18 protein-coding genes, 7 pseudogenes and 1 riboswitch are annotated in these 20,667 nt (G+C 58.4%); of the genes and pseudogenes, 13 read left to right on the forward strand and 12 right to left on the reverse strand.

Features of this window, described 5'->3' with window-relative positions:
• Nucleotides 1-116: 116 nt before the first annotated feature.
• Complete coding sequence (locus tag FFR93_RS37325; RefSeq protein WP_138396864.1) at nt 117-1,046, reverse strand: sugar ABC transporter substrate-binding protein; 930 nt, start codon at nt 1,044-1,046, stop codon at nt 117-119.
• A 964-nt stretch (nt 1,047-2,010) separates the two neighbouring features.
• Nucleotides 2,011-2,222, reverse strand: a pseudogene (locus tag FFR93_RS37330) (IS5/IS1182 family transposase); the annotation flags it as partial.
• A 271-nt stretch (nt 2,223-2,493) separates the two neighbouring features.
• On the opposite strand from FFR93_RS37330, the gene FFR93_RS37335 reads away from it, so the two are divergent.
• The 8 genes from FFR93_RS37335 (at nt 2,494) to rpsU (ending at nt 9,194) form a co-directional block, all read left to right on the forward strand.
• Complete coding sequence (locus FFR93_RS37335) at nt 2,494-2,742, forward strand: hypothetical protein (protein WP_246661404.1); 249 nt, start codon at nt 2,494-2,496, stop codon at nt 2,740-2,742.
• A gap of 409 nt (nt 2,743-3,151) precedes the next feature.
• Nucleotides 3,152-3,862 carry a hypothetical protein gene (locus FFR93_RS37340; RefSeq protein ID WP_138396866.1) on the forward strand — a complete coding sequence of 237 codons (711 nt, stop codon included), beginning with the start codon at nt 3,152-3,154 and terminating at the stop codon, nt 3,860-3,862.
• 220 nt (nt 3,863-4,082) lie between these two features.
• Nucleotides 4,083-4,194, forward strand: a riboswitch (TPP riboswitch).
• A 93-nt stretch (nt 4,195-4,287) separates the two neighbouring features.
• Nucleotides 4,288-6,105, forward strand: coding sequence for a phosphomethylpyrimidine synthase ThiC (thiC, locus tag FFR93_RS37345; protein ID WP_138396867.1), 1,818 nt, complete (start codon nt 4,288-4,290; stop codon nt 6,103-6,105).
• 1 nt (nt 6,106) lies between these two features.
• The gene (gene thiO, locus FFR93_RS37350; RefSeq protein WP_138396868.1) at nt 6,107-7,081 is read left to right on the forward strand and encodes a glycine oxidase ThiO; all 975 of its coding nucleotides are present in this window, start codon (nt 6,107-6,109) and stop codon (nt 7,079-7,081) included.
• Nucleotides 7,078-7,275: a sulfur carrier protein ThiS gene (gene thiS / locus FFR93_RS37355; protein ID WP_131591212.1), complete on the forward strand. Its 198-nt coding sequence runs from the start codon at nt 7,078-7,080 to the stop codon at nt 7,273-7,275. The genes thiO and thiS overlap by 4 nt, the downstream gene beginning before the upstream one ends.
• A gap of 3 nt (nt 7,276-7,278) precedes the next feature.
• Complete coding sequence (locus FFR93_RS37360; RefSeq protein ID WP_131588215.1) at nt 7,279-8,052, forward strand: thiazole synthase; 774 nt, start codon at nt 7,279-7,281, stop codon at nt 8,050-8,052.
• Nucleotides 8,049-8,669 (forward strand): thiamine phosphate synthase, encoded by a 621-nt coding sequence (locus FFR93_RS37365; RefSeq protein ID WP_138396869.1) that lies wholly within the window; start codon nt 8,049-8,051, stop codon nt 8,667-8,669. The genes FFR93_RS37360 and FFR93_RS37365 overlap by 4 nt, the downstream gene beginning before the upstream one ends.
• A 285-nt stretch (nt 8,670-8,954) precedes the next feature.
• Nucleotides 8,955-9,194: a 30S ribosomal protein S21 gene (gene rpsU / locus FFR93_RS37370; protein ID WP_003554884.1), complete on the forward strand. Its 240-nt coding sequence runs from the start codon at nt 8,955-8,957 to the stop codon at nt 9,192-9,194.
• A 191-nt stretch (nt 9,195-9,385) separates the two neighbouring features.
• Here rpsU and FFR93_RS37375 read toward each other — a convergent pair whose 3' ends face one another.
• The 5 genes and pseudogenes from FFR93_RS37375 to FFR93_RS37395 form a co-directional block, all read right to left on the reverse strand.
• A complete protein-coding gene (locus FFR93_RS37375) occupies nt 9,386-10,120 on the reverse strand; it encodes an SDR family oxidoreductase (protein ID WP_018486496.1) in 735 nt (244 codons plus the stop codon).
• Between the two features lie 221 nt (nt 10,121-10,341).
• Nucleotides 10,342-11,295 (reverse strand): hypothetical protein, encoded by a 954-nt coding sequence (locus tag FFR93_RS37380; RefSeq protein WP_138396870.1) that lies wholly within the window; start codon nt 11,293-11,295, stop codon nt 10,342-10,344.
• A gap of 39 nt (nt 11,296-11,334) precedes the next feature.
• Nucleotides 11,335-12,195, reverse strand: a complete 861-nt coding sequence (locus tag FFR93_RS37385) for a nucleotidyl transferase AbiEii/AbiGii toxin family protein (RefSeq protein WP_131588217.1) — start codon at nt 12,193-12,195, stop codon at nt 11,335-11,337.
• Nucleotides 12,192-13,019, reverse strand: a complete 828-nt coding sequence (locus FFR93_RS37390) for a type IV toxin-antitoxin system AbiEi family antitoxin (RefSeq protein ID WP_028734784.1) — start codon at nt 13,017-13,019, stop codon at nt 12,192-12,194. Before FFR93_RS37390 ends, FFR93_RS37385 begins: the two co-directional genes overlap by 4 nt.
• A 350-nt stretch (nt 13,020-13,369) precedes the next feature.
• Nucleotides 13,370-13,732, reverse strand: a pseudogene (locus tag FFR93_RS37395) (DDE-type integrase/transposase/recombinase); the annotation flags it as partial.
• A 105-nt stretch (nt 13,733-13,837) separates the two neighbouring features.
• Here FFR93_RS37395 and FFR93_RS37400 point away from each other — a divergent pair.
• A complete protein-coding gene (locus tag FFR93_RS37400; protein ID WP_245002818.1) occupies nt 13,838-14,002 on the forward strand; it encodes a hypothetical protein in 165 nt (54 codons plus the stop codon).
• A 53-nt stretch (nt 14,003-14,055) separates the two neighbouring features.
• Here the strand turns inward: FFR93_RS37400 and FFR93_RS37405 are convergent.
• Both FFR93_RS37405 and FFR93_RS37410 read right to left on the reverse strand, forming a co-directional pair.
• Nucleotides 14,056-14,226, reverse strand: a pseudogene (locus FFR93_RS37405) (transposase); the annotation flags it as partial.
• A 78-nt stretch (nt 14,227-14,304) separates the two neighbouring features.
• A complete protein-coding gene (locus tag FFR93_RS37410) occupies nt 14,305-14,505 on the reverse strand; it encodes a hypothetical protein (protein WP_026237248.1) in 201 nt (66 codons plus the stop codon).
• A gap of 701 nt (nt 14,506-15,206) precedes the next feature.
• Here FFR93_RS37410 and FFR93_RS37415 point away from each other — a divergent pair.
• Nucleotides 15,207-15,514: pseudogene (locus FFR93_RS37415) on the forward strand (AraC family transcriptional regulator); the annotation flags it as partial.
• Between the two features lie 37 nt (nt 15,515-15,551).
• On the opposite strand, the pseudogene FFR93_RS37420 reads toward FFR93_RS37415, so the two are convergent.
• Both FFR93_RS37420 and FFR93_RS41755 read right to left on the reverse strand, forming a co-directional pair.
• A pseudogene (locus FFR93_RS37420) lies at nt 15,552-17,064 on the reverse strand (ISL3 family transposase).
• A gap of 320 nt (nt 17,065-17,384) precedes the next feature.
• A pseudogene (locus FFR93_RS41755) lies at nt 17,385-17,615 on the reverse strand (GlxA family transcriptional regulator); the annotation flags it as partial.
• On the opposite strand from FFR93_RS41755, the gene FFR93_RS37430 reads away from it, so the two are divergent.
• Together FFR93_RS37430 and FFR93_RS37435 are read left to right on the forward strand one after the other, a co-directional pair.
• Nucleotides 17,557-18,333: an FAD-dependent monooxygenase gene (locus FFR93_RS37430; protein ID WP_246661405.1), complete on the forward strand. Its 777-nt coding sequence runs from the start codon at nt 17,557-17,559 to the stop codon at nt 18,331-18,333. The pseudogene FFR93_RS41755 and the gene FFR93_RS37430 overlap by 59 nt on opposite strands.
• Before the next feature lie 194 nt (nt 18,334-18,527).
• Nucleotides 18,528-18,773 (forward strand): annotated as a pseudogene (locus tag FFR93_RS37435) (hypothetical protein); the annotation flags it as partial.
• 252 nt (nt 18,774-19,025) lie between these two features.
• On the opposite strand, the gene FFR93_RS37440 reads toward FFR93_RS37435, so the two are convergent.
• Entirely contained in the window at nt 19,026-19,502 is a 477-nt protein-coding gene (locus tag FFR93_RS37440; protein WP_018481129.1) for an Lrp/AsnC ligand binding domain-containing protein, read from the reverse strand.
• Nucleotides 19,503-19,645: 143 nt separating this feature from the next.
• On the opposite strand from FFR93_RS37440, the gene FFR93_RS37445 reads away from it, so the two are divergent.
• Nucleotides 19,646-20,665: a 1-aminocyclopropane-1-carboxylate deaminase gene (locus FFR93_RS37445; protein WP_018481130.1), complete on the forward strand. Its 1,020-nt coding sequence runs from the start codon at nt 19,646-19,648 to the stop codon at nt 20,663-20,665.
• Nucleotides 20,666-20,667: the final 2 nt, after the last annotated feature.

A 20,667-nucleotide genomic window follows, 5' to 3' on the forward strand; every position in this document is an offset into this window, starting at 1 on the left:
CAACACGACCGGCAAAGAATCCAATCGCCAAAAAAGCAAAACCCGCCGAAAAAATCGACGGGTTTGTCAGCAGTCTGAGGATGCGGGCAAAGCCCGCATCCTGTGTGGCGTTCGCCTCAGTTCTTGGTGACGAAGTCCTTGACGTTGGCAGGCGTGACGAGCTGGAAGGGAATGTAGACCTTCTTCTCGATCTTTTCGCCCTTGGCGAGCTTGAGCGCTGCATCGAGCGAGCCCTTGCCCTGGCCGGCGGCATCCTGGAACACCGTGACGTCGAGATCGCCCGCCTGCATGGCGGCAAGCGCGTCCTGCGTGGCGTCGACACCGCCGACGACGACCTTGCTCATATCCTTGCCGGCCGCCTTCAGCGCCTGGATGGCGCCGATCGCCATTTCGTCGTTGTTGGAGATCACGGCGTCGAATTCGATGCCGCTGGAGAGCCAGTTGGTCATCAGGTCGGCGCCCTGGGTGCGGTCCCAGTTCGCCGTTTGCTCTTCGACGATCTCGATGCCTTTGCACTCATCGGTCTTGATGACGTCATGGACGTCCTGGGTCCGCATGCGCGCAGCCTGGTTGGAAAGCTCGCCCATGATGACGACGGCCTTGCCCTTGCCGCCGAGAATGCGGCAAATTTCCTTGGTTTCCAGCGTGCCGGATTCCTGTTCGTTGGAAGCGACGAAGGCCTGATTGTCCGGCAGCGTGTCGACGTTGACCGGCTCGCGGTTGACATAGACAAGCGGAATGCCGGCATCGGCTGCGAGCTTCGACATTGCCGTGGTCGCATCGGTATCGACAGGGTTGACGATGATCGCATCGACCTTGGAGGCGATGAAATTCTGGATCTGGCTCTGCTGCTTGGAAACGTCGTTCTGTGCGTCTTCGACCTGCAGCGTCACGCCGCTCAGTGTCTTTGCATAATCGGTCATGCCGTTGCGCAGAACGGTCAGGAAATTGTCGTCGAATTTCGCCATCGAGACGCCGACCGTTTCCGCGTGAGCGGCCGTCGACAGGGCGAGCACCATCGCGGTGCCCAGGGTAAACTTTTTCATTTTCACTTCCTCCACAAAGCGGTGCCCGGCTGCACCCTCCTCACGCCGGGTTTTCAGCACGCTGGCCGAAAACAATTACCAGGGCCGCCAGAAAAAGGCCGAACATCTCCATAAGATATCAAGACCATCTCGATGCTGACGACTAGCCCTCTCCTTCGCCGCTACGTTGACTCGCGCGAACCCCAAATTTTTTGGTGCCTGATTTGATGACTTAAGTGCGCAGTCTTCAACAGCGCCAATGTCGAGCGTCTTTCACAGATGGCACCACAATGATGCAAAGCCGACACATGCCATATTGTCCAATCTCTTCGTCAGCTCTCGCGTGATCGCGAGGCAACGTGACGCAGTTTTGATAAGCTTCTATCTATTTCACTTTGAGGTCCATTCATCGTTGTTTGTGAAGTCTCTCATTCTTGAAAGAATCGTCGTCGTGAATGAGAGAACCCTATCAGTCCCCGGATTTTTTCAGGAATATCGAACCCGATGGCAGGAGAGATTAACAAGAGCGGCGCCGCCGCAATGGACCGGGCAGTCGCTGAACTGGGCCGGTCGAGGCGGCAACGCTACACTCGCCCTCGCAGACCTCCTGGCTCCGGCGCAGACCTCTCCGGAGAGGTCGTTGGCGACGACATGTCATCTGCACTTGTCGATGCAATTTTATTTCATGACCATGTCCAATCGCTGACCATAGATTGTGCAAATACACGAGGGTAAAAACGATCATGGCCCGAATTCTCAACCGAATGCTGACGGCCGTACCCCTGCCATGGGGACCCTGTCAGCGTCAGCGTCCGACTCCTTGAATCGACGGTCGACTTCCGCGCGTTCCTCTCTGCGGGCGCGTTAAGCTCCGAGAAGAAGTGATGCATTGAGACAGCAAACTCTACAAATGCGATCGGCGACGACCGCGGGCGTTAGTGCACAGATCTGGAATTGAACGGATGGGGATCTTTGAAACGGCTGATCATGCCGAGGGTGCCTTGCGGCGGACGAATTTCGGGCGTGCGCAGTCAAGCATGCGATTGAGAACGGCGCAGCCGATGACGCCTTCGGTCTGCTGACCAGGCCGCGACCTCGCCCGCAGACGCCGCCCGATGATGGACTTTTATCGCCCGATTGCCGTTTCGACCAGCGAGCGTTTGCGTAGCCGTTAGAGAGTTGCCATTTCACGCGTCCGCCAAAGACACGAAATGCGATATATATAGAATTATATACAATAATATATTCCACAACTGACGGGTTTCTCGCAATAGAGAGTAAGATCTGCCAAATTGGAAACGATATACTTTGAAATATATCCGACACATCTATTGCGTTGCTTGTCGTTTTCATAAAGTGTCCTGTTATGATGAGTTACGACAGTGCAACAGGAAGATTTTTCCCATGAATGGCTGGAATCTTGCCGGCGACGTCATCGTCGGGAGGCTTGCACAAGGAGCACGACGACATGGATCACCAAAAGAAATCAGACAAGCGCCTTGGCTACTCGCATCTGCGGTTGGCAACCATCGACGGCGTGTCGCTGCCTGGTCTACAATTGTCACTCGACCGGCAGGAGGGCTCTGCGTCGACGAAGAAGACCTTTTTCGAACAATTGCTCCTGGATTTTGCTTTCGGTTGCTACCTATTTTATCCGATCCAGCTGTATGAACATCCCGCAACGAGCGAGAGGACGACAAAGGCGCTAAACCGTTAAGTGAATTGGGAGAATGTGGACCGGGCGCCACGTTCCTCCTATGAAATCCACGTCTATCGAGTTTCCATATTCCAGGATGGAAGCATCGGCTCAGTCGCCAACGCTTGCAAACTCCTACAACAGGTCGGCGCGCGGATGGAGGACATCATGGACGACCTTGATGGGACGCAAGCAAAGGACGGCTCGGGCACACAGGCTTCAACAGGTGTGAACCAGCACGGCAGGAACATCGGAAGATGGTAAGAAAGTCTATCGGGAACCCGACCGTTAAACGGTACCCGCAAGGCGCAGTTCAAATCTTGCTGCTGGCATCAAATACGCTGGCAACGCGCGCTCGCCTGCCAAAATCAAGGAAATTTGACGCGCAGGGTTCGCCCATCAAATTTACTGCAGAAAGGATTCGTTCTCCGTGTCATTTTGTTCTTCGAAACGCATTCGCATCGCCGCACTTGCAGCGACTGCCATCGTCCTGGGCACCCAGATCGCAATTGCGCAAGAACCGTCTATAGGGTCTCAGTGGCTGAACTCGCCGACATCTCGAGTGGAAGCGCTTGCGGTCCTTCAGACCTTGAATGCCAATCTCCTGAGTAACGCCAGTGCTACGTTGACCCTTGATCGCTGGTGCGCCGCGCACAAGCTCGCACCGGAAGGTTCTAAGATTGTAGCTCAGCGTGTGGGCGGGCAAGACAAGCCGGCCGATGAGCACATCCGTGAACTTCTGACCGTCGGACCCGGTGAGCTGATCGCTTATCGCCGCGTCCGCCTGGTCTGCGGCGACCGCGTCTTGTCGGAAGCCGACAATTGGTATGTACCCGCAAAATTAACTGCAGAGATGAATCAGGCTTTGAAGACCAGTGATATCGCGTTTGGCAGAGCCGTTCAGGCTCTTAATTTCACTCGCACAAACCTGTCTGCCAAGTTGCTCTGGTCCCCTCTATCCGAAGGCTGGGACATGGAGGGCTTAACAGCGCATGAAACAAGTTCCCTCAGCCTGCCGCCGTTCCTGCTCGAACATCGTGCCGTACTGAAACTTCGAGACGGCACGCCGTTTAGCGCCTTGGTCGAAAGCTACACGGACAAAATACTAGACTTTCCAGTTCCGCGCCTGCTTTCTCAATAGCGCTTCGGTACTCAGCATACTTGCTGAACTGCGCGGGATAAAAATCGACAGCCACTGCATGCGACAAAAGCGCCTGCCTTGCGGAAGCGTGCCGGTCGGGCGACTGACTTGTCGATTCGTTTGATCGCGGCGACCAAGTACGATAGCCTGAGTGTAACCTGACCCCAAGCCGTCGCAGATTGTCGCTTGACAGTCCCCTCGGCAAGCCTCTACCCTTTTTGGCATTCACCAGGGGGGTCCCGGCAAGGGGCTGAGATACTGCTATCGCGCGCAGTGACCCGTTGAACCTGATCCAGTTCATACTGGCGTAGGGACGGTGCAAGCGCTCGAGAGGTTTCGAATTCACGCGTGGAATCCGTGCCGGCGTCTTTCCATCATTCCGGCTGAGGACTGGGTCTCCAATCGAAAACTTGGAGCCTCAAACCATGAGTATCGCCGCCGCCCCAACCGTCACCACCGGCCCCTTGCCGGCATCCAGGAAGATCTACATTCGGGGGGACATCCATCCCGACATTTGCGTGCCGATGCGCGAAATCAGCCTGCATCCGACATCGGGCGAGCCGCCCGTTGTCGTCTACGACTCGTCCGGACCCTATACGATCGAGGGCGCCGAGATCCGTATCGAACAGGGGCTGCCGTCACTGCGACGTGACTGGGTTCTCGCCCGCGGCGACGTCGAGGCCTATAAGGGCCGCCATGTCCGTCCCGAAGACAACGGCTTTGCCAGCGGCGAAAGGCTGACGCCTGAATTCCCCGCGCTACGCCAGCCGCTGCGCGCAAAGGACGGCAAGGCCGTCACCCAGTTCGCCTATGCGCGCGCCGGTATCATCACGCCGGAAATGGAGTTCATCGCCATCCGCGAAAATCTCGGCCGCAAAGCGAGGGCCGAAGCCATGGTCCGCAGCGGCGAGAGCTTCGGCGCCCATATTCCCGACCATGTGACGGCGGAATTCGTCCGGCAGGAAGTGGCGGCGGGTCGGGCGATCATCCCCGCCAACATCAACCATCCGGAAGCCGAACCGATGATCATCGGCCGCAATTTTCTGGTGAAGATCAACGCCAATATCGGCAACTCCGCCGTCACCTCATCGATGGCGGAGGAGGTTGAGAAGATGGTCTGGGCGGCCCGCTGGGGCGCCGATACCGTCATGGATCTCTCCACCGGCCGCAACATCCACAACATCCGCGAATGGATCATCCGCAATTCGCCGGTGCCGATCGGTACCGTGCCGCTCTATCAGGCGCTGGAGAAGGTCGAGGGCATTGCCGAGAACCTGACCTGGGAGGTGTATCGCGACACGTTGATCGAACAGGCCGAACAGGGCGTCGACTATTTCACCATCCATGCCGGCGTGCGGCTTCACTACATCCCGCTCACCGCCAACCGCGTGACCGGCATTGTCTCGCGCGGCGGTTCGATCATGGCGAAGTGGTGTCTCCATCATCACCGCGAAAGCTTCCTCTACGAGCATTTCGAGGATATCTGCGACATCTGCCGTGCCTATGACGTCTCCTTCTCGCTCGGCGATGGCCTGCGCCCCGGCTCGATCGCTGACGCGAATGATGTGGCGCAGTTCGCCGAACTGGAAACACTGGGAGAGCTGACCAAGATCGCATGGGCGAAAGACTGCCAGGTGATGATCGAGGGCCCCGGCCATGTGCCGATGCACAAGATCAAGGAGAACATGGACAAGCAGCTCGAAGTCTGCGGCGAGGCACCCTTCTACACGCTCGGGCCGCTGACGACGGATATCGCACCCGGCTACGACCACATCACCTCTGGCATCGGCGCTGCGATGATCGGCTGGTTCGGCACCGCTATGCTCTGCTACGTCACGCCGAAGGAACATCTCGGGCTTCCCGATCGCAACGACGTCAAGACCGGCGTCATCACCTACAAGATCGCCGCCCACGCCGCCGATCTCGCCAAGGGGCATCCGGCCGCACAACTGCGCGATGACGCGCTCTCCCGCGCCCGTTTCGAATTCCGCTGGGAGGATCAGTTCAACCTCTCGCTGGACCCCGAAACCGCCCGCAGCTTCCACGACGAGACGCTGCCGAAGGAGGCGCACAAGGTCGCGCATTTCTGCTCCATGTGCGGCCCGAAATTCTGCTCCATGCGCATCTCGCACGATATCCGCGCCGAAGCACAGAAGGAAGGTCTGGATGCGATGGCAGCACGTTATCGCGAGGGCGGCGGCCTTTATATTCCGGTAGAAACCCTGCAGCAAACGAGCGAATGAGATGCGTGTGCTTGTCAAAGGGGCCGGCGTTGCCGGCCTGACGGTGGCGCATGAACTGCACGCTCGAGATGCCGAGGTCACCGTGCTGGATCCATATGACGGTTTCCTGCGTGCTGCTTCGTGGCTCGCGGGCGGAATGTTGGCGCCCTGGTGCGAGCGGGAGAGTGCTGATGACGCGGTACTCATGCGCGGTCTGACCGCCGCCGACAAATGGGAGGCAATGGTGCCGGGAGAGGTGCGACGAAACGGAACGCTCGTGGTCGCCTCTGCTCGCGATCTTGGTGAACTGCGACGCTTTGCCTGCCGCACGACGGGTTATGAATGGCTGGAAGAGCCGGCGATCGCGGCGCTGGAACCCTCCCTTGCCGGGCGGTTCCGGCACGGGCTGTTCTTTCGCCGCGAAGCCCACCTCGATCCCCGGCGAGTGTTGTGTCTGCTGCGCACCAAGCTGACGGTTCAGGGGGTCACCTTCGTGGGCGAGAGCTCGCATGAGGAGAGCTTCGACAGTGTCGTCGATTGCACGGGTGCTGCGCAGATCGGCGAGGTAAAGGAATTGCGCGGCGTCCGCGGCGAAATGCTTTACCTTAGAAGCTTCGACGTGGATCTCTCCCGGCCGGTCCGCCTGCTCCATCCGCGTTTCCCCGTCTACATCGTCCCGCGTGGAGACGGTCTGTTCATGGTCGGCGCGACGATGATCGAGACGGAATTCGACGGGCCTATTGTCGCCCGTTCACTGATGGAACTCCTCAACGCTGCATACACGCTATTTCCGGCCTTTGCCGATGCAACCATAATCGAAACGGGTGTCGGAATCCGCCCAGCCTTTCCAGACAATCTTCCACGCGCAAGCCGTCAGGGAAAGGTGATCTCGCTCAACGGCCTCTTCCGCCACGGCTTTCTGCTCGCGCCAGCCATGGCCGCCGAGGCCGCTGAACTTGTCTTCAACCAACACACCACGGGAAGGAACGCCCCATGAAATTGATCGTTAACGGCGAGGCTCTGGATGTCGCGGCTGAGACGCTGTCGGAGCTTTTAGTCCTGATGGAATACGAGGGTGACTGGCTGGCCACAGCCGTCAACGGTGAGCTGGTCCATCGCGAAGACCGGTTCGATCGTTCGCTCAACGACAATGACAGGATCGAAATCCTATCGCCGATGCAGGGAGGCTGACGGATGCTGACGCTTTATGGAGCCGAAATAAGCTCCCGTCTGTTGCTCGGCACAGCCCGATACCCCTCTCCTGCCGTCCTCTCCGAGGCCGTCAGGCAATCGGCGACGGAAATCGTCACCGTCTCACTTCGTCGTGAGATGTCTGGCGGCCGCAGTGGGGGCACCTTCTTCGAAATGGTCCGCGCGCTCGGCGTTCGTATCCTACCCAACACTGCAGGTTGCCACAGCGTCGCGGAAGCGGTGCTGACCGCAAGGATGGCACGCGAGCTGTTCGCCACCGACTGGATCAAGCTCGAGGTCATCGGCAACCATGATACGCTACAGCCGGATGTCTTCGGTCTCGTCGAGGCGGCTCGCATTCTCGTCAGCGAAGGTTTCGAAGTCTTCCCGTACACGACCGACGATCTGGTTGTGGCCGAACGACTGCTGGAGGCCGGCTGCAAGGTGCTGATGCCTTGGTGCGCACCGATCGGCAGTGCCGCCGGGCCGCTCAATCCGGCAGCGCTCAGAGCAATGCGGGCCCATTTCCCTGACGTGTCGCTGATCGTCGATGCCGGCATCGGTCGGCCGTCGCACGCAACTGCGGTCATGGAGCTCGGTTTCGATGCGGTTCTGCTCAACACCGCCGTTTCCGGCGCCGGAGATCCCGCCGCGATGGCAGCCGCCTTTGCCGCGGCAATCGCCGCCGGCAAGCAGGCCTTTGACGCTGGCGTGCTGGAGCCACGCGACATGGCCGTCCCCTCCACGCCGGTGATCGGAAAGGCGGTGTTCACATGAAGCTTGATACGTTCTACCTGATCGTCGACAGCGCCGAGTGGATTGCCCGGCTGGTACCCCTCGGCGTCAAGCTGGTGCAGTTGCGCATCAAGGATCGTCCGGAGACTGAACTATGCGCCGAGATCCGTCGCGCAGTAGCAGTCTGCGCTAAACATCAATGTCAGTTGATCGTCAATGACTACTGGCGGCTTGCGATCGAGGAAGGTTGCGGCTTCGTACACCTCGGCCAGGAGGACCTCGCGACAGCGGACCTCGACGCGATCCGAGCGAGCGGCCTGAAACTCGGCCTCTCAACGCACGACGAACGTGAGTTGGAAACCGCACTGGCAGCAAAGCCTGATTATATCGCACTCGGCCCGGTCTACACGACGATTCTCAAGCAGATGAAATGGGCACCGCAAGGACTGACGCGGCTGAGCGAATGGAAATCGCGCATCGGCGACCTGCCTCTGGTCGCCATCGGCGGGTTGAATGTCGAACGGATCGAAGACGTCCTTGCTCACGGGGCGGATAGCGTCGCGGTCGTGACCGACGTCACGCGGCATGAAAATCCGGAACTGAGAACAAAGCAATGGATCGTCGCGACAGCGCAGGCGAGAATCCGCAATCTTCAATAGGTCCTCAGGAAGCCATTGGCAATGGATTGTAAATCAGCAGATCGCCACGGAAATGGCACCATCAAAAAATCGGAGTTTGAACAATATGGACACCGAAAGCTCATCGGTCTTCAAAGGATATGAACTTCTGACCCATCAACCGCTGGCAGAGCTTACCCCTGGCCCCATTCGCGGTCGTGCCCATCAAACAGTAGAGACAGAGAATCTAGGCAAACGGTCTTCCAAGCCTTGATCATCAATGCGCATGGATCTAATGAGGCGCGTCAGTGATCCTAGGAGATTAGAATGCAAGTTCTGGTACGTGACAACAACGTTGAGCAAGCGCTCCGTTTTTTGAAAAAGAAGTTGCAGCGCGAAGGCGTTTTCCGGGAGGCGCGACTTCGGGAGCGTTTTGAAAAGCCGTCCGAAAAACGTGCTCGTGAGAAGGCCGAGGGTATCAGGCGCGTCCGTAAACTCGCTCGCAAAAAGCTTGAGCGGGAAAGCGGTATCTCGGCTCCCAAGAAGGCGAGAGCTTCTGGTCGCTAGTGGGGATCGAGTGACGGATGTTTCGTCTGTCGAGGGTATGACGGCCGAGGGCGTACGTTATCGACCGTGATCCGGCCTCCACCCAATTCCCGCTCGCTTGGCGGCTCCGCGCCAATACGGCTATCTGCGCACAGCGTTAAGTTTACGGTGCCCGCCGATCGCATTCCACGACCGCCCCTCCCCTCGGCAGATCAGACATGCTGTCCGCCGTTGATGTGGATTTCGGCGCCATTGATGTACGAGGAGGCGTCACTGCATAAAAAGTATATTGTTTCTGCCACTTCGCGGGGCGTTCCAAGCCGAGCCATCGGGACTTCTTGCTCGACCAATGCGTTGGTGCCCGGCGACAGGATTGAGGTTTCGATTTCGCCTGGAGCGATCGCGTTTGCACGCACACCACGCGGGCCGAACTCATGGGCGAGTTCGCGGGTCAAGGAAGCGAGGCCTGCTTTTGACGCCGCATACGCAACGCCCGCAAAAGGATGAACGCGCGAGCCCGCGATCGAGGTCACATTGACAATGAGACCCTTGGCCGCCTCAAGCTCCGGCAGGAGTGCCCGCGCGAGCAGCGCCGTCGAGATCAGATTGACGTTCAGCACTTTCGTCCAGGTTTCAGCATCGGTTCCGCGAACACCCAGCCTTGATCCGCCCGGGCCTTTGGGCGAAATGCCGGCATTGTTGACCAGTGCGTGAAGCTTCCCATCAGGAAGACGCTCCCTAACCGCTGCGACTAGCGGGCCGACCTGAGAGAGATCTGCAAGATCAGCCTGTATGTGACTCTCCTTTGCTGTCGGCCAGGCGCATTCCTCTGAAAATGGCTGTCGCGACACTGTGAGGATGCGCCAGCCTTTCTCCTGAAAGAGCTTTACAGTTGCGTGGCCAATCCCGCGGCTTGCGCCTGTCAACAGCATGTATCCGGTTGCCATAAGACCCTCATACATCTAGATGTATCATGCCTCATAAATGAGAAAGCGTTTGGCGCAAGATGTACGTTTGCCTACGCTCAAATATTATCGCATCGACGTCCACACAGACGTCATTCAGCAGCAGCTACACTCACATGCGCAAGGATGACTCGTCCACCCTGATCGATGTCGTCCATGATTGCCCGCGCCGCCCCCTCCCCCGCTGCCGATATACAGTCTCATTACTTGCGTACGAGCGCTGGGTGATCAACCGGCACCCAGCGGCCATCTTGGTCGTGTGAGATGCTCGCGTAGCTTTGTTCTGGTGTCCATTCCGGCGTCTCGGCAAACTGGAAAAAAGAGCTCAGATCCGAGTGACCACCCAAGCCGATCGACGGGGTATATTGAGCTGCAAGCATAATCACACATGCGGCGACGGCGTTGAACGTGTGTTCGAGCCGCGCGTCACTGAATTGTGTTTCTCTATCGTGTTTGACCCGGTTATAAGCGTCGTACCAGGGGAGAGTCTTGGTGGGATCTTGAGAATTCCACCCGGCGAAGGGGCGAATAGGCGTTAGCCACGGATAGGGACGAAAGCCGACCGCATACTGATCGAGGCGCATGACCGGTAGCAACCGCACATAGTCGTTCGTGTTGAGTTTCTGGCCCGACCTACCGTTCGCGACCAGGACCCCCCGCCAATGCGCTTCGACCTCGGTCGCTGCAAGGATCAGCAGGTTGCGGATTTCGTGACCGTAAACACCCAGCGTTTCGGTATGGGGATGGACGGTTTGGCAGATGCGATCGAGATGATGCGTCAGAGCGCGCGCTTGACCAGCACCTACGGCAATCGTGTCGCGCTCTTCGCCGGCGTCGGGGTTTTTAGGATGGGCGAAGCTGCCATTTAGCGGCCTGGCGATGCGACGATAGTAGTGAGCTGGCGGGAGATCGAGGCGATGAAACGGCCCGGACTCGGGTCCGCCAGGAGTAAACCAAGGAGTGTCTTCTCGAAATGCCGCCCAAATCGAGGCCCGTTTGCCCCTTTTAATATAGGTCCCCGCGCCCTGCTCGGGATTGGAAACACCCAGCCTCACTGCCTCAGAGTCTTGGATACGCCACACCTGCGTCCCGGACCCATCATTGTCCTGGCGAAGATAGTGCGTCGGCGGCTCCTCTTCTCTCGTTCCGTCGCTCATCCCAGGCCACCCTCGACGTCATCGTTCCAATTCATATCTCTACACCACGCCGAAGCGCTTGCGCATTTCAGCGGTGCGTAACCACGTGTCACCGGGCAAGCGTTCGATGAATGCCGCAAAAACGCTGGTAAATGACTGGAGGGTCGTTTGGTCGGTCAGCGCTTCGGCCTGCTGTGTCGGAAGCAATGGCTGCATGTCGGTCAGAAAGCGCGGCCGGGCAAGCTTCGCGAACATCCGTTGCTCAGCCTGTGCCCGCGTGATCACCTGGCCCGAAAGTGCGACGTAGCGGCCAAAAAAGTCAGCCACTTTCTCCGCATTCAGGCCCTCAAACGTCTCCAGGCCATGCGCCAGGTCATAGAGATCGCGACCCTTCTCCCGCTGCAGCAGCGCGCGCAGCTTGGTGGCCAACATTTCCTCACGGGAGAATGTCGGGACGGACGCATTCCCGGTGAACCATGGATTGGTCACGCCGAACGGCAAGTCGATCGGCGGATCATACGCTTCGATCTCGCTGATGTTGGTTTCGACCTTGAGGCGGATGGGGACGCCGCCGCCGTCCTCGGCCTCAATCCGGAATTTCAACTTGGGTGCGACCGGACTTGACTCGTACTGACCGTGTCCAAGCCACGGCTCGAGGACGACACGCAAGGCGTCCAGGACCGGGCCGATCGGCCCGGCCTCTGTGCGCACGAGATCAATGTCTTCCGAGTAGCGCAGCGGAGCCGGGAAGTGCAGTTTGTTGAGGGCTGTGCCGCCGCGAAACCTCAAGGCTTCGCGCAAGAAGGGGTCGGTGAATATCGCGACCACCGCCCGGCTGATAATCAGATCCTGTTCGATCTGACGTTGATCGGCCCAAGGCGCGACATTGCCCCACGCGACAATATTCTGAGCTGGTATCATTCATCGGCCTCCGGATAGCGGCGGACGATGACCCGCCAACGCGGGTCGCGCTCGAGCACTTCAGTAGAAAAGTCGGGATCGCCGGCTTCTTTGCGGTCCAGCTCCGTCCAGGGCAGGTTGCCGCGGTCTTCCAAGGCGGTACGCATCGACGCCAGGCGTGGGCCGTGACCCAGCCTGTCGAGAAGGTAGCCGAGGCGCTGCACGACCGGCCGTTCGGTGACGCGCGACAGGTTGGTCAGGCTTTCGAAATCAATCTGCGGCGCGATATCCCTGAGGACAGTGAAGATGTTATCAAGACCGCCGGCGCCACGAGAATACCGCAGAATGTCGAGCGCTGTGAGAGCTGGTGACGACACTCTCATCGAACCTGTCTCGGTTTTCTTGTCGACAACGCCCGCGGCGACGGTCTCCATATCCTTTCGGTAGTAGAAGACGACGCGGTTGCGACCGGCCCTGATCTTGGGGAGTCGTTTGGCCGCCACGACTTGAAACTCCATCACGGCCTGATGCGTGGCACCGTGCAGTTCGGCAGCCTTAAGCAGACCGACATAATAGGAATTCCCCTCATGGCGCATCAGCGCGTCAATGTACCAGGTTGGTGGCGGAGCGCCCAATGACATGAATTGTGGAGGGACCACGATATAGAAGTCGTGGCGCGGGTTGAGGAGTAGTTTTCGACGCTGCAAACGCTCGGCTGAGTCCAGGAACGCGCCACGATTGATGCCCAGCGCTTCGATCGCCTCTCGGCCATCAAAAACCACCCGCCCCTGGGAGAGCAAGTTTGATGTATAGGCGGAAAGCGCGGCCCGTTTATCGTGAATCATGTCCAATTATCCGCTCTATGTGCAGACATTGCAACACGCTTTGTTTTCATAGGTAATTCATGTTCAAATATCCGCGCTACATGCGGATTTTCCAACATGATTTCTCTCCATAGCTTGCAAATCCAGCCGTTGCGCGGACCTTCGCTTTGCGCGCCGGAAGGGACTCCTCGCCAAAGCGAAGGGCGACGCTGCGCATGCCGAATTTCAATTCCCTGACGCGGGCTATTTCCTGAGCCGTCAGACGCTCGTTCCCTCAAAAAGGCCAGGCATGGCCCTATGGCGTGAAAAGCTCTTCGCCCGGCGTTGTCACGTTGTTTGAATGCGGCCACGTGAGGCCGAGCCTGCGCTTTTCAGGCAGGCCGTGCACTCACGGCTTCCCACGCGGCCATTGCCTGGCGTCGATGGGTTCGAATTTGTGCTGCGGAGCGGTTGGTCTGGGATGGGACGAAGAGGTTTCGGACGGCGGAGAAGATCGACACGAACTGTTGCAATGAGCCAACCGACCGGAAACCCTGTCGCGTTCGCTCCCGTTTTCTCAACGGCAGGTGAGAATTCTCCGCCCGGTTGTTCAAGCCTTTATGCGAGCGGTGTTCCACGTTCGGCATGATCTGGCGTTTGGCCGCCCCGTAGGAGCGCAATTTGTCGGTGATCATACGCTTTGGCGGCATGCCCTGTTTCTTCAGAAGTCGCGTCAGCAGGCGCTTGGCCGCCTTGTCGGTGCACTCACGGTCATGGGTGCGCTGCTACCTCAATTTCCTTACCGCTCAATCAATGTGACAGTACCCTCTCATCAACCCGTCCGACGGCGGGAGAGGATCATGAAGCGCTTCAAGTCAGCGCGACACCTTCAGCGTTTCGTTTCCGTACACGACCCGATCGCCAACCTCTTTAACGTTCCCCGCCACGATATTCCATCCACCACCATCGAGAATTGCGAGCAACTGCCATCCAAGCATGGCGCCAAATCGCGCCACGCCGAATGAACCAAAGCCTCACTCCCAGATCTTGTCTTCGCAGCGTTAAGTTTACAGTGCCCGCCGAGCCGTTCGGGCAGGTCACGCCAGCGACCGCCGGAACGGGCCACCCACAACAGCGCGTCCAGGAACAGCCGGTTGTTCGTGCGCGGGCCGCGTTTGCCCTTCGTGCCGCCCGGCACACAATCCTTGATCCGTTCCCACTGGTCATCCCGAAGCGCATCACAATCCACGGCCGATATCCAAAAGTCAGCCTTGAATCTGATTTGCGCCTCTGGCGGAATCCCAAACCGTTAAATCGTCACCACGACCTAATTCGGTCGAAGCCTTTTGGTCGCAATCAGCATGACGAGATCTTCGGAGGCATCTGCGAGCGCCAGTGCCAATTCCGCAGCCGACCATCCACGTTTCTGCAAACTGACGAGCATTTCCACCATCGCGACTTCGACTTCTCGTCTGCAGTTCGAAATCGGCTTCAATTCGATATGTTTCTCATCACATGCCGTGGTCATCTTAGCCTCCGCTCTGCCATATGAAAGGCAGCGTCAACAATTTCGACAATGGGTGGATATGGTAGGGGTTGCATGCAAGCCTCAAGCCATTACGCATCGACACAGATTGCCTCGGCTGCGCGCAACCCCTCGCGCGCCATTATTTGCCGATGTCCGGCATCAGGAGCGTCTCGCATGTATCTGCACAATAGGCGGTGGAATTCTTCCCGGCGCCTGAGCGGGTGCACGTAGAATGATTCCTGTTGCAAGCCAACGCTTGCGCAAAGCGCGCAAGAACAATTCTCCGATAGTTCACGACCTATCCTCCTATTTGTGCATGTTTTGTTTTGAATAAATATCGTTTTATGTTGCCGGCGCCCCGAAACTACATTGCACCGGCAGCTGCGTATTTTGGAATTTCCGAACTTCCTTCGGAATTAACCACTACTCATTTAGATATATGAACAGGACGCAATTGTCGTTATCGCCGCATCCTCAAAATTATCGGTCCGTCCATTTCTGCTCACCAGGGATTATGATAAGTAGCTTATGCACGTAAAGCTTTAGCCAATTCGGCTTTTGTACGATGGCTGCGCGGTTCAGCCGCGAAAACGATTGTTTGCTTCAGTTTCAGCAGCCCGGATCGGCTTATGCACTGGAGGAATTGGATGGTTACGGAGTCTGGAGATGACCCCGCTGCGGGACAGGAATGACCGGCGCACCTGGAGCGGCGGCGCTGGTGCCCTTGCGATTTTCGACGCATAACCTGCCACCGAAAGAACAGTTCCAGTCCTGGCGATCACATATGGCGCCGCTTGTGGATGTTCATCTGCCGGATGGAAAATCAGAGGGCGACGGTTTTCTTGCGGAACAGACCGGATGGCATCTCGGCGATATCCTCATCGTTCAGCAGCGCGCGCAGGCATGCAGCTATATTCGCGATCAGGCCATGCTGCGATCGAGCCCAATCGATCACTGGAACGTCGGCGTAATGCGCAGCGGCAGGGCGTGGACCGAGGCCAAACGGCATGAAACGGCGGCTCTGACGCAGATTTGATGCATCCCTTTCATGTCGCACCGATCAGCCGGGCTTGAAGAAGATCGAGCTTTCCGCGTCCGTACATTTGGCGTTTTACCAGCTTGAGCTTGGTGATCTGCCCTTCGGTCTGCCCATTGGACCATGGTGAGGCGATCGCCGCTCGAACCGCCTTAATGTCTTTCACTACTCCGTTGCCAAAGGAGGCGACCAGACTGTCTCGGGCGCGGTCGATCCACGGCATGAGCTGGCTTTCCATTTTGCGCCGAACCATCACATGGAAGTCGGTAATGATATCGCGAGCCGCAATGAGCAGCGGGACGCCGCTTTCGATCGCGGCGATGGTGACGGTTTCGGATTTCGTCAAGTTGTCTCTGTTGGTTGTTAGGAGGCGAGCAATCGTCCTGGCGGAGAAGGTGCGGGTCAACGTATCCGCGTCCGCCTTGTCGGCCCGCTTCCGACACTCGGCGCGAACCGCGAAAGCCCTGCGTTCTCAACCGCCGCCATAGTTCAGTGCCGTTCCGTCTGCCGGCAGCCCATTGTGCGTCGAGCCATTCCAGATACATTTCCAACGAACTTTCTCGGGACCGAAAGACATCGTTTCGTTGTCCTCTGAGCACCTGGCGGACCAAGCCGCGGCTATGACCGGTGAGGCGCACGATTTCCTTGATCGTCATGCTGTCCTTCGACAGCGCCATGATGGCTGCGTTGGTCTGTTCCCGTCGGAGATAACCTTCGTATTGAAGGCGTTCTGCCGCAGTCAGCAGCTTCGGATCGACGCGCGTTGCGCCGAGCGTCTTGCGGATTTGCCGCATCGATTTGCGGACTGCGTCCAGGAATGCACGACTGGCATTCTCCATCAAATGCCATCGATCAGCGACCTGCACGGCATCAGGCAACGCCCTTGCAGCTGCCAGCCCGTAAGCGCCGCCACGGTCGCGGGCAACGATTTGGATTTGGGGGTTCTGCCGCAGCCAAGCCTCCGGCAGCAGACTGACCGGCCGCCGCCGTTCCAGATCACACACGATCGTGCCGTAGCGATGATTGCGACGCCAGGCCCAATCATCGATGCCAATCACCGAGGGTGGGGCTGATGGCGGAAGGCCTTGCCTGCGGATGACGCGTAGCAAGGTGTCGTTGCTAACGGGAAGCATTAGACGTTGGGCAAAACGGGCCGCCGGGCGTCCACCAAGCGCGAGGGCCAAGTGATGGACAACATGCTCGAGGCGTCCGGTTCGTCTGGCATAAGGCGGCAATACATCGCCAAACCGCTCGGCGAATATCTGTTTCCCACAAAGCACGGCATCACAAGCGAACCTCCGAGTCCGCACGAGAAGTCTGACGCGCCTTCCTGATAGGGGAAGGTCCGCGACCTGGCGACAATAGCGACTTCGGACCGTTCGAGACATTCGTCCGCAGGCTGGACAAGCCGCCGTTGCGTCGGTTCGGGAAAGCAGGATGCAGGTCTCATCGCCGACGCGCGTAATGCGTTCAGCACTGAAGCCAGCCGGGACCAAATCAGAAGCGCAGAGCTTCGTGCTCATCATGCTGATTCCTTTGTGGAAACCAGCAACACAGCATCATTACGACTGCATCAAAAATGAGTCAGAGCCTAACGGCGACCCCAGGTGAGGTATTTTTCAGGTCTCTTGGTTATCCTTACCGCGGGCGGATGACCGATTCAGTCGCTGTGCTCGTCTTCTTGCCGTAGCTGCTTGATTGTGACCCGATGCACTCGGACGTGAAGTGCGTCGGCTTAGACTTCGGCGATAGAATCGTCCCGCCGCCGAACACCCTCCAGCTTATAGAAGCCGCGGCCATCGCCAATTTCGTAGCAGAGAAATTCAATGCCACAGACGCAAACTCAAACCGCTCGCGCTCCTCGCCCGCTGACCGCGCCCGGATGGGAGGTAGCTAACGCTATCTCCATCGCGAGAGCCCTCCGCGGGTGCCCTTTAGCATCGCCAATAGGCATGGTTTGCGATGGCTTCGACGATGTCTGGAAACGGCTCCTGTAGTCATTCGGACTTACGCCGATGGTTTTGGCGAAGACCCGGCGCATAGCATTCACGTCCGCGAAGCCGCAAGGCGACGCGGTTCATCTTTTTACGCCAGCCGGTGGCTTGGGGTACAATACGGCGGTGGATGACGCGGTCAATCTAGGTTGGAAACTCGCTTCTGTTGTGAAAGGAAATGCACCGTCATTCCTTCTCGATACCTATGAACTGGAGCGACGCCCGGTGGCCGTGCGAAACACCGGCTTCGCTCGGGCGTTCGCCGAATCCATCGGAAACTACGTCCCGAAACCCGACATCGAGGCGGACTCGGATCTCGGATCGGATTTGCGACGGGAAGCCGGCGCCTATCTGGAGGCCCATGGGCGGTCCGAGTTCAACATACCCGGCGTGACGTTCGGCGCTCGCTACGACCATTCGCCGATAATCCTCGCCGAAGGGGAAGGACGAGCTCCGGACCTGCCGGAAGTCTACGTTCCAAATGCCGCGCCGGGGGGCAGAGCGCCCCATATTTGGTTGAATTCTCAAACGTCATTGTTCGACCGATTTGGGTTTGAATGGACCCTCCTGCGGCTTCGCCCCTCCTCCTCGCCAGGAACCGAGTTCGTTACAGCCGCTAGAATGGCCGGAATGGATCTTACCGTCGTCGATATAAAAGAGGATCAACTCCGGGCAATTTATCGCGAGCCGCTTGTGCTCATTCGGCCAGACCAGGTCATCGCTTGGCGCGGAGATGGCGATGGCGACGCCGTTCAAATCATCGAGACTGTCCTGGGCCATATCCCGGCAAAGCGATGAAGAGGCGTAACCGCGGTGGTGATTGCAGTCCACCGACCTTAGTTCTCTTTGGGTACTGGTTGAGGTGATCAGTCGATGCGCCATGCCTGCTCTTGAAAGGATCTGAACCGGCGACGCCTTATTAGATCAGTTAGGTCGACCTTCACGCCCTTTGTTTCCCATTCCTTCATTCCGAGCATCTCGATCCCGCTCTCGACGTGTCGCTGATCGTCGACGCCGGCATCGGCCGGCCGTCGCACGCAACTGCGGTCATGGAGCTCGGTTTCGATGCGGTTCTGCTCGACACCGCCGTTGCCGGCGCCGGAGATCCCGCGGCGATGGCAGCCGCCTTTGCCGCGGCAATCGCCGCCGGCAAGCAGGCCTTTGACGCTGGCGTGCTGGAGCCACGCGACATGGCCGTCCCCTCCACGCCGGTGATTGGAAAGGCGGTGTTCACCTGAAGCTTGATCCGTTCTACCTGATCGTCGACGGCGCCGAGTGGATTGCCCGGCTGGTACCGCTTGGTCGGGAGACTGAACTATCGCAGACCTACAAATAACCTCGCTATGGAGTGCCTCCATCGTGTGAACGGTGAGACCGTATGTTTGATGCACAGAGCGTGGGGCCGGTGATGTCAGAAAAAGTCGCCTGACATCCGCTGTCTGCGCGGAACCGGACAATAGATGCTGCATCCACAATAGCTGCCGACGACGCTAGAAGGGCAACCTCGCGTTCTCCTTGACTTCCTTCATCACGAAGAAGGTGCGCGTCTGGCGCACGCCTGGGAGGGCGATCAGCTTCTGGCCGTGGAGCTTGTTGAAATCGGCCATGTCGCGGACGCGGATTTTCAGGAGATAATCGAAATCTCCGGCGACCAAATTGCAGTCCAGTACTTCCTTCAGCTCCATGACCGCGCCCTCAAAGGCACCAAAGCTCTCAGGCGTGGAGCGATCCAGTACCACGCCAACCATGACCATCGCGCCGAGGCCTACGGCGCCCGGCGCGACTTCCGCCCGCACGCCGGTAATGTAGCCCTCCTCGAAGAGGCGTTGAGTTCGCCTGTGGCAAGTTGCAGCACTGACATTCACGCGCTCGGCGAGATCGGCATTGCTGAGCCGGCCCTCCGATTGCAGGGCGCGCAAAATCTTGAGGTCTATCCTATCGAAATCCTCTGTGGAAGACTCTTTCATTTTACCTCGTATTATTGAAGAAGTGGATTCTACCACCGAAAAATTACGCCGATAAAGAAAGCTTTTAAAGCAAAATTAGAGAGCACCTTTCAAACGATATCTACTAGCCTTCGACCACAAATTCGGCACGGAGGCCCTGATCGATGTCACTGTTGGAAAAGTTCGAACGCTACCCGCTCACCTTCGGCCCAACGCCGATCGAGCACCTGCCGCGGCTGACTGCGGCGCTGGGCGGCAAGGTCGACATCTATGCTAAGCGCGACGACTGCAATTCCGGCCTCGCCATGGGCGGCAATAAGCTCAGGAAGCTCGAATATATCGTGCCCGACGCGATCGCCTCCGGCGCGGATACGCTGGTGTCGATCGGTGGGGTCCAGTCGAATCATACCCGCATGGTGGCTGCGACTGCGGCGAAGATCGGCATGAAGTGTGTCGTCATCCAGGAGAAATGGGTACCGCACTACGATGCGGTCTATGACCGTGTCGGCAATATCCTGATGACGAAACTGATGGGCGCCGACAGCCGGCTGGTCGAGGATGGGTTCGACATCGGCATCCGCAAGAGCTGGGAGGATGCGATTCAGTCGGTAGAGGATGCGGGCGGCAAGCCCTACGCGATCCCGGCTGGCGCTTCGGTACACAAGTTCGGAGGCCTCGGCTATGTCGGCTTCGCCGAGGAAGTCGCGGCACAGGAAAAGGACCTCGGCTTCATCTTCGACTATATCATCGTCTGCGTTGTCACCGGTTCAACCCAGGGCGGAATGATCGTCGGCTTTGCCGCACTAGACAGGGCCGACCGGGTGATTGGCATCGATGCCTCGGGCACCCTCCAGCAGACGCGGGATCAGGTGCGGAAGATCGTCGATGCGACCTCGGAACTCGTGAACCTTGGTCGGTCGGTGCGTGAAGACGAGATCGTCATCAACCCCGACTACGCCTATCCCGCCTATGGAGTGCCCTCGGAGGAGACCAACGAGGCGATCCGGCTCGCGGCGCGCACCGAGGCGATGATTACCGACCCAGTCTATGAGGGAAAGTCGATGCAGGGGATGATCGATCTCGCACGCAAGGGCTTCTTCCCCGAGGGCTCGAAGGTGCTGTACGCCCATCTCGGCGGCGCCCCGGCGCTCAACGGCTATAGCTATTACTACAAGGACGGGTGATT

Source organism: Rhizobium sp. MHM7A (assembly GCF_005862215.1).
In the GTDB taxonomy this organism is placed as follows: domain Bacteria; phylum Pseudomonadota; class Alphaproteobacteria; order Rhizobiales; family Rhizobiaceae; genus Rhizobium; species Rhizobium bangladeshense.

Bases quoted from the DNA above. Each gene is read 5' to 3' on its own strand.
- FFR93_RS37325 (WP_138396864.1), bottom strand. From the start codon at position 1,046: ATGAAAAAGTTTACCCTGGGCACCGCGATGGTGCTCGCCCTGTCGACG.
- FFR93_RS37335 (WP_246661404.1), top strand. From the start codon at position 2,494: ATGGATCACCAAAAGAAATCAGACAAGCGCCTTGGCTACTCGCATCTG.
- thiC (WP_138396867.1), top strand. From the start codon at position 4,288: ATGAGTATCGCCGCCGCCCCAACCGTCACCACCGGCCCCTTGCCGGCA.
- thiO (WP_138396868.1), top strand. From the start codon at position 6,107: ATGCGTGTGCTTGTCAAAGGGGCCGGCGTTGCCGGCCTGACGGTGGCG.
- thiS (WP_131591212.1), top strand. From the start codon at position 7,078: ATGAAATTGATCGTTAACGGCGAGGCTCTGGATGTCGCGGCTGAGACG.
- FFR93_RS37360 (WP_131588215.1), top strand. From the start codon at position 7,279: ATGCTGACGCTTTATGGAGCCGAAATAAGCTCCCGTCTGTTGCTCGGC.
- FFR93_RS37365 (WP_138396869.1), top strand. From the start codon at position 8,049: ATGAAGCTTGATACGTTCTACCTGATCGTCGACAGCGCCGAGTGGATT.
- rpsU (WP_003554884.1), top strand. From the start codon at position 8,955: ATGCAAGTTCTGGTACGTGACAACAACGTTGAGCAAGCGCTCCGTTTT.
- FFR93_RS37375 (WP_018486496.1), bottom strand. From the start codon at position 10,120: ATGGCAACCGGATACATGCTGTTGACAGGCGCAAGCCGCGGGATTGGC.
- FFR93_RS37380 (WP_138396870.1), bottom strand. From the start codon at position 11,295: ATGAGCGACGGAACGAGAGAAGAGGAGCCGCCGACGCACTATCTTCGC.
- FFR93_RS37385 (WP_131588217.1), bottom strand. From the start codon at position 12,195: ATGATACCAGCTCAGAATATTGTCGCGTGGGGCAATGTCGCGCCTTGG.
- FFR93_RS37390 (WP_028734784.1), bottom strand. From the start codon at position 13,019: ATGATTCACGATAAACGGGCCGCGCTTTCCGCCTATACATCAAACTTG.
- FFR93_RS37400 (WP_245002818.1), top strand. From the start codon at position 13,838: ATGAAGCGCTTCAAGTCAGCGCGACACCTTCAGCGTTTCGTTTCCGTA.
- FFR93_RS37410 (WP_026237248.1), bottom strand. From the start codon at position 14,505: ATGACCACGGCATGTGATGAGAAACATATCGAATTGAAGCCGATTTCG.
- FFR93_RS37430 (WP_246661405.1), top strand. From the start codon at position 17,557: ATGGTTTTGGCGAAGACCCGGCGCATAGCATTCACGTCCGCGAAGCCG.
- FFR93_RS37440 (WP_018481129.1), bottom strand. From the start codon at position 19,502: ATGAAAGAGTCTTCCACAGAGGATTTCGATAGGATAGACCTCAAGATT.
- FFR93_RS37445 (WP_018481130.1), top strand. From the start codon at position 19,646: ATGTCACTGTTGGAAAAGTTCGAACGCTACCCGCTCACCTTCGGCCCA.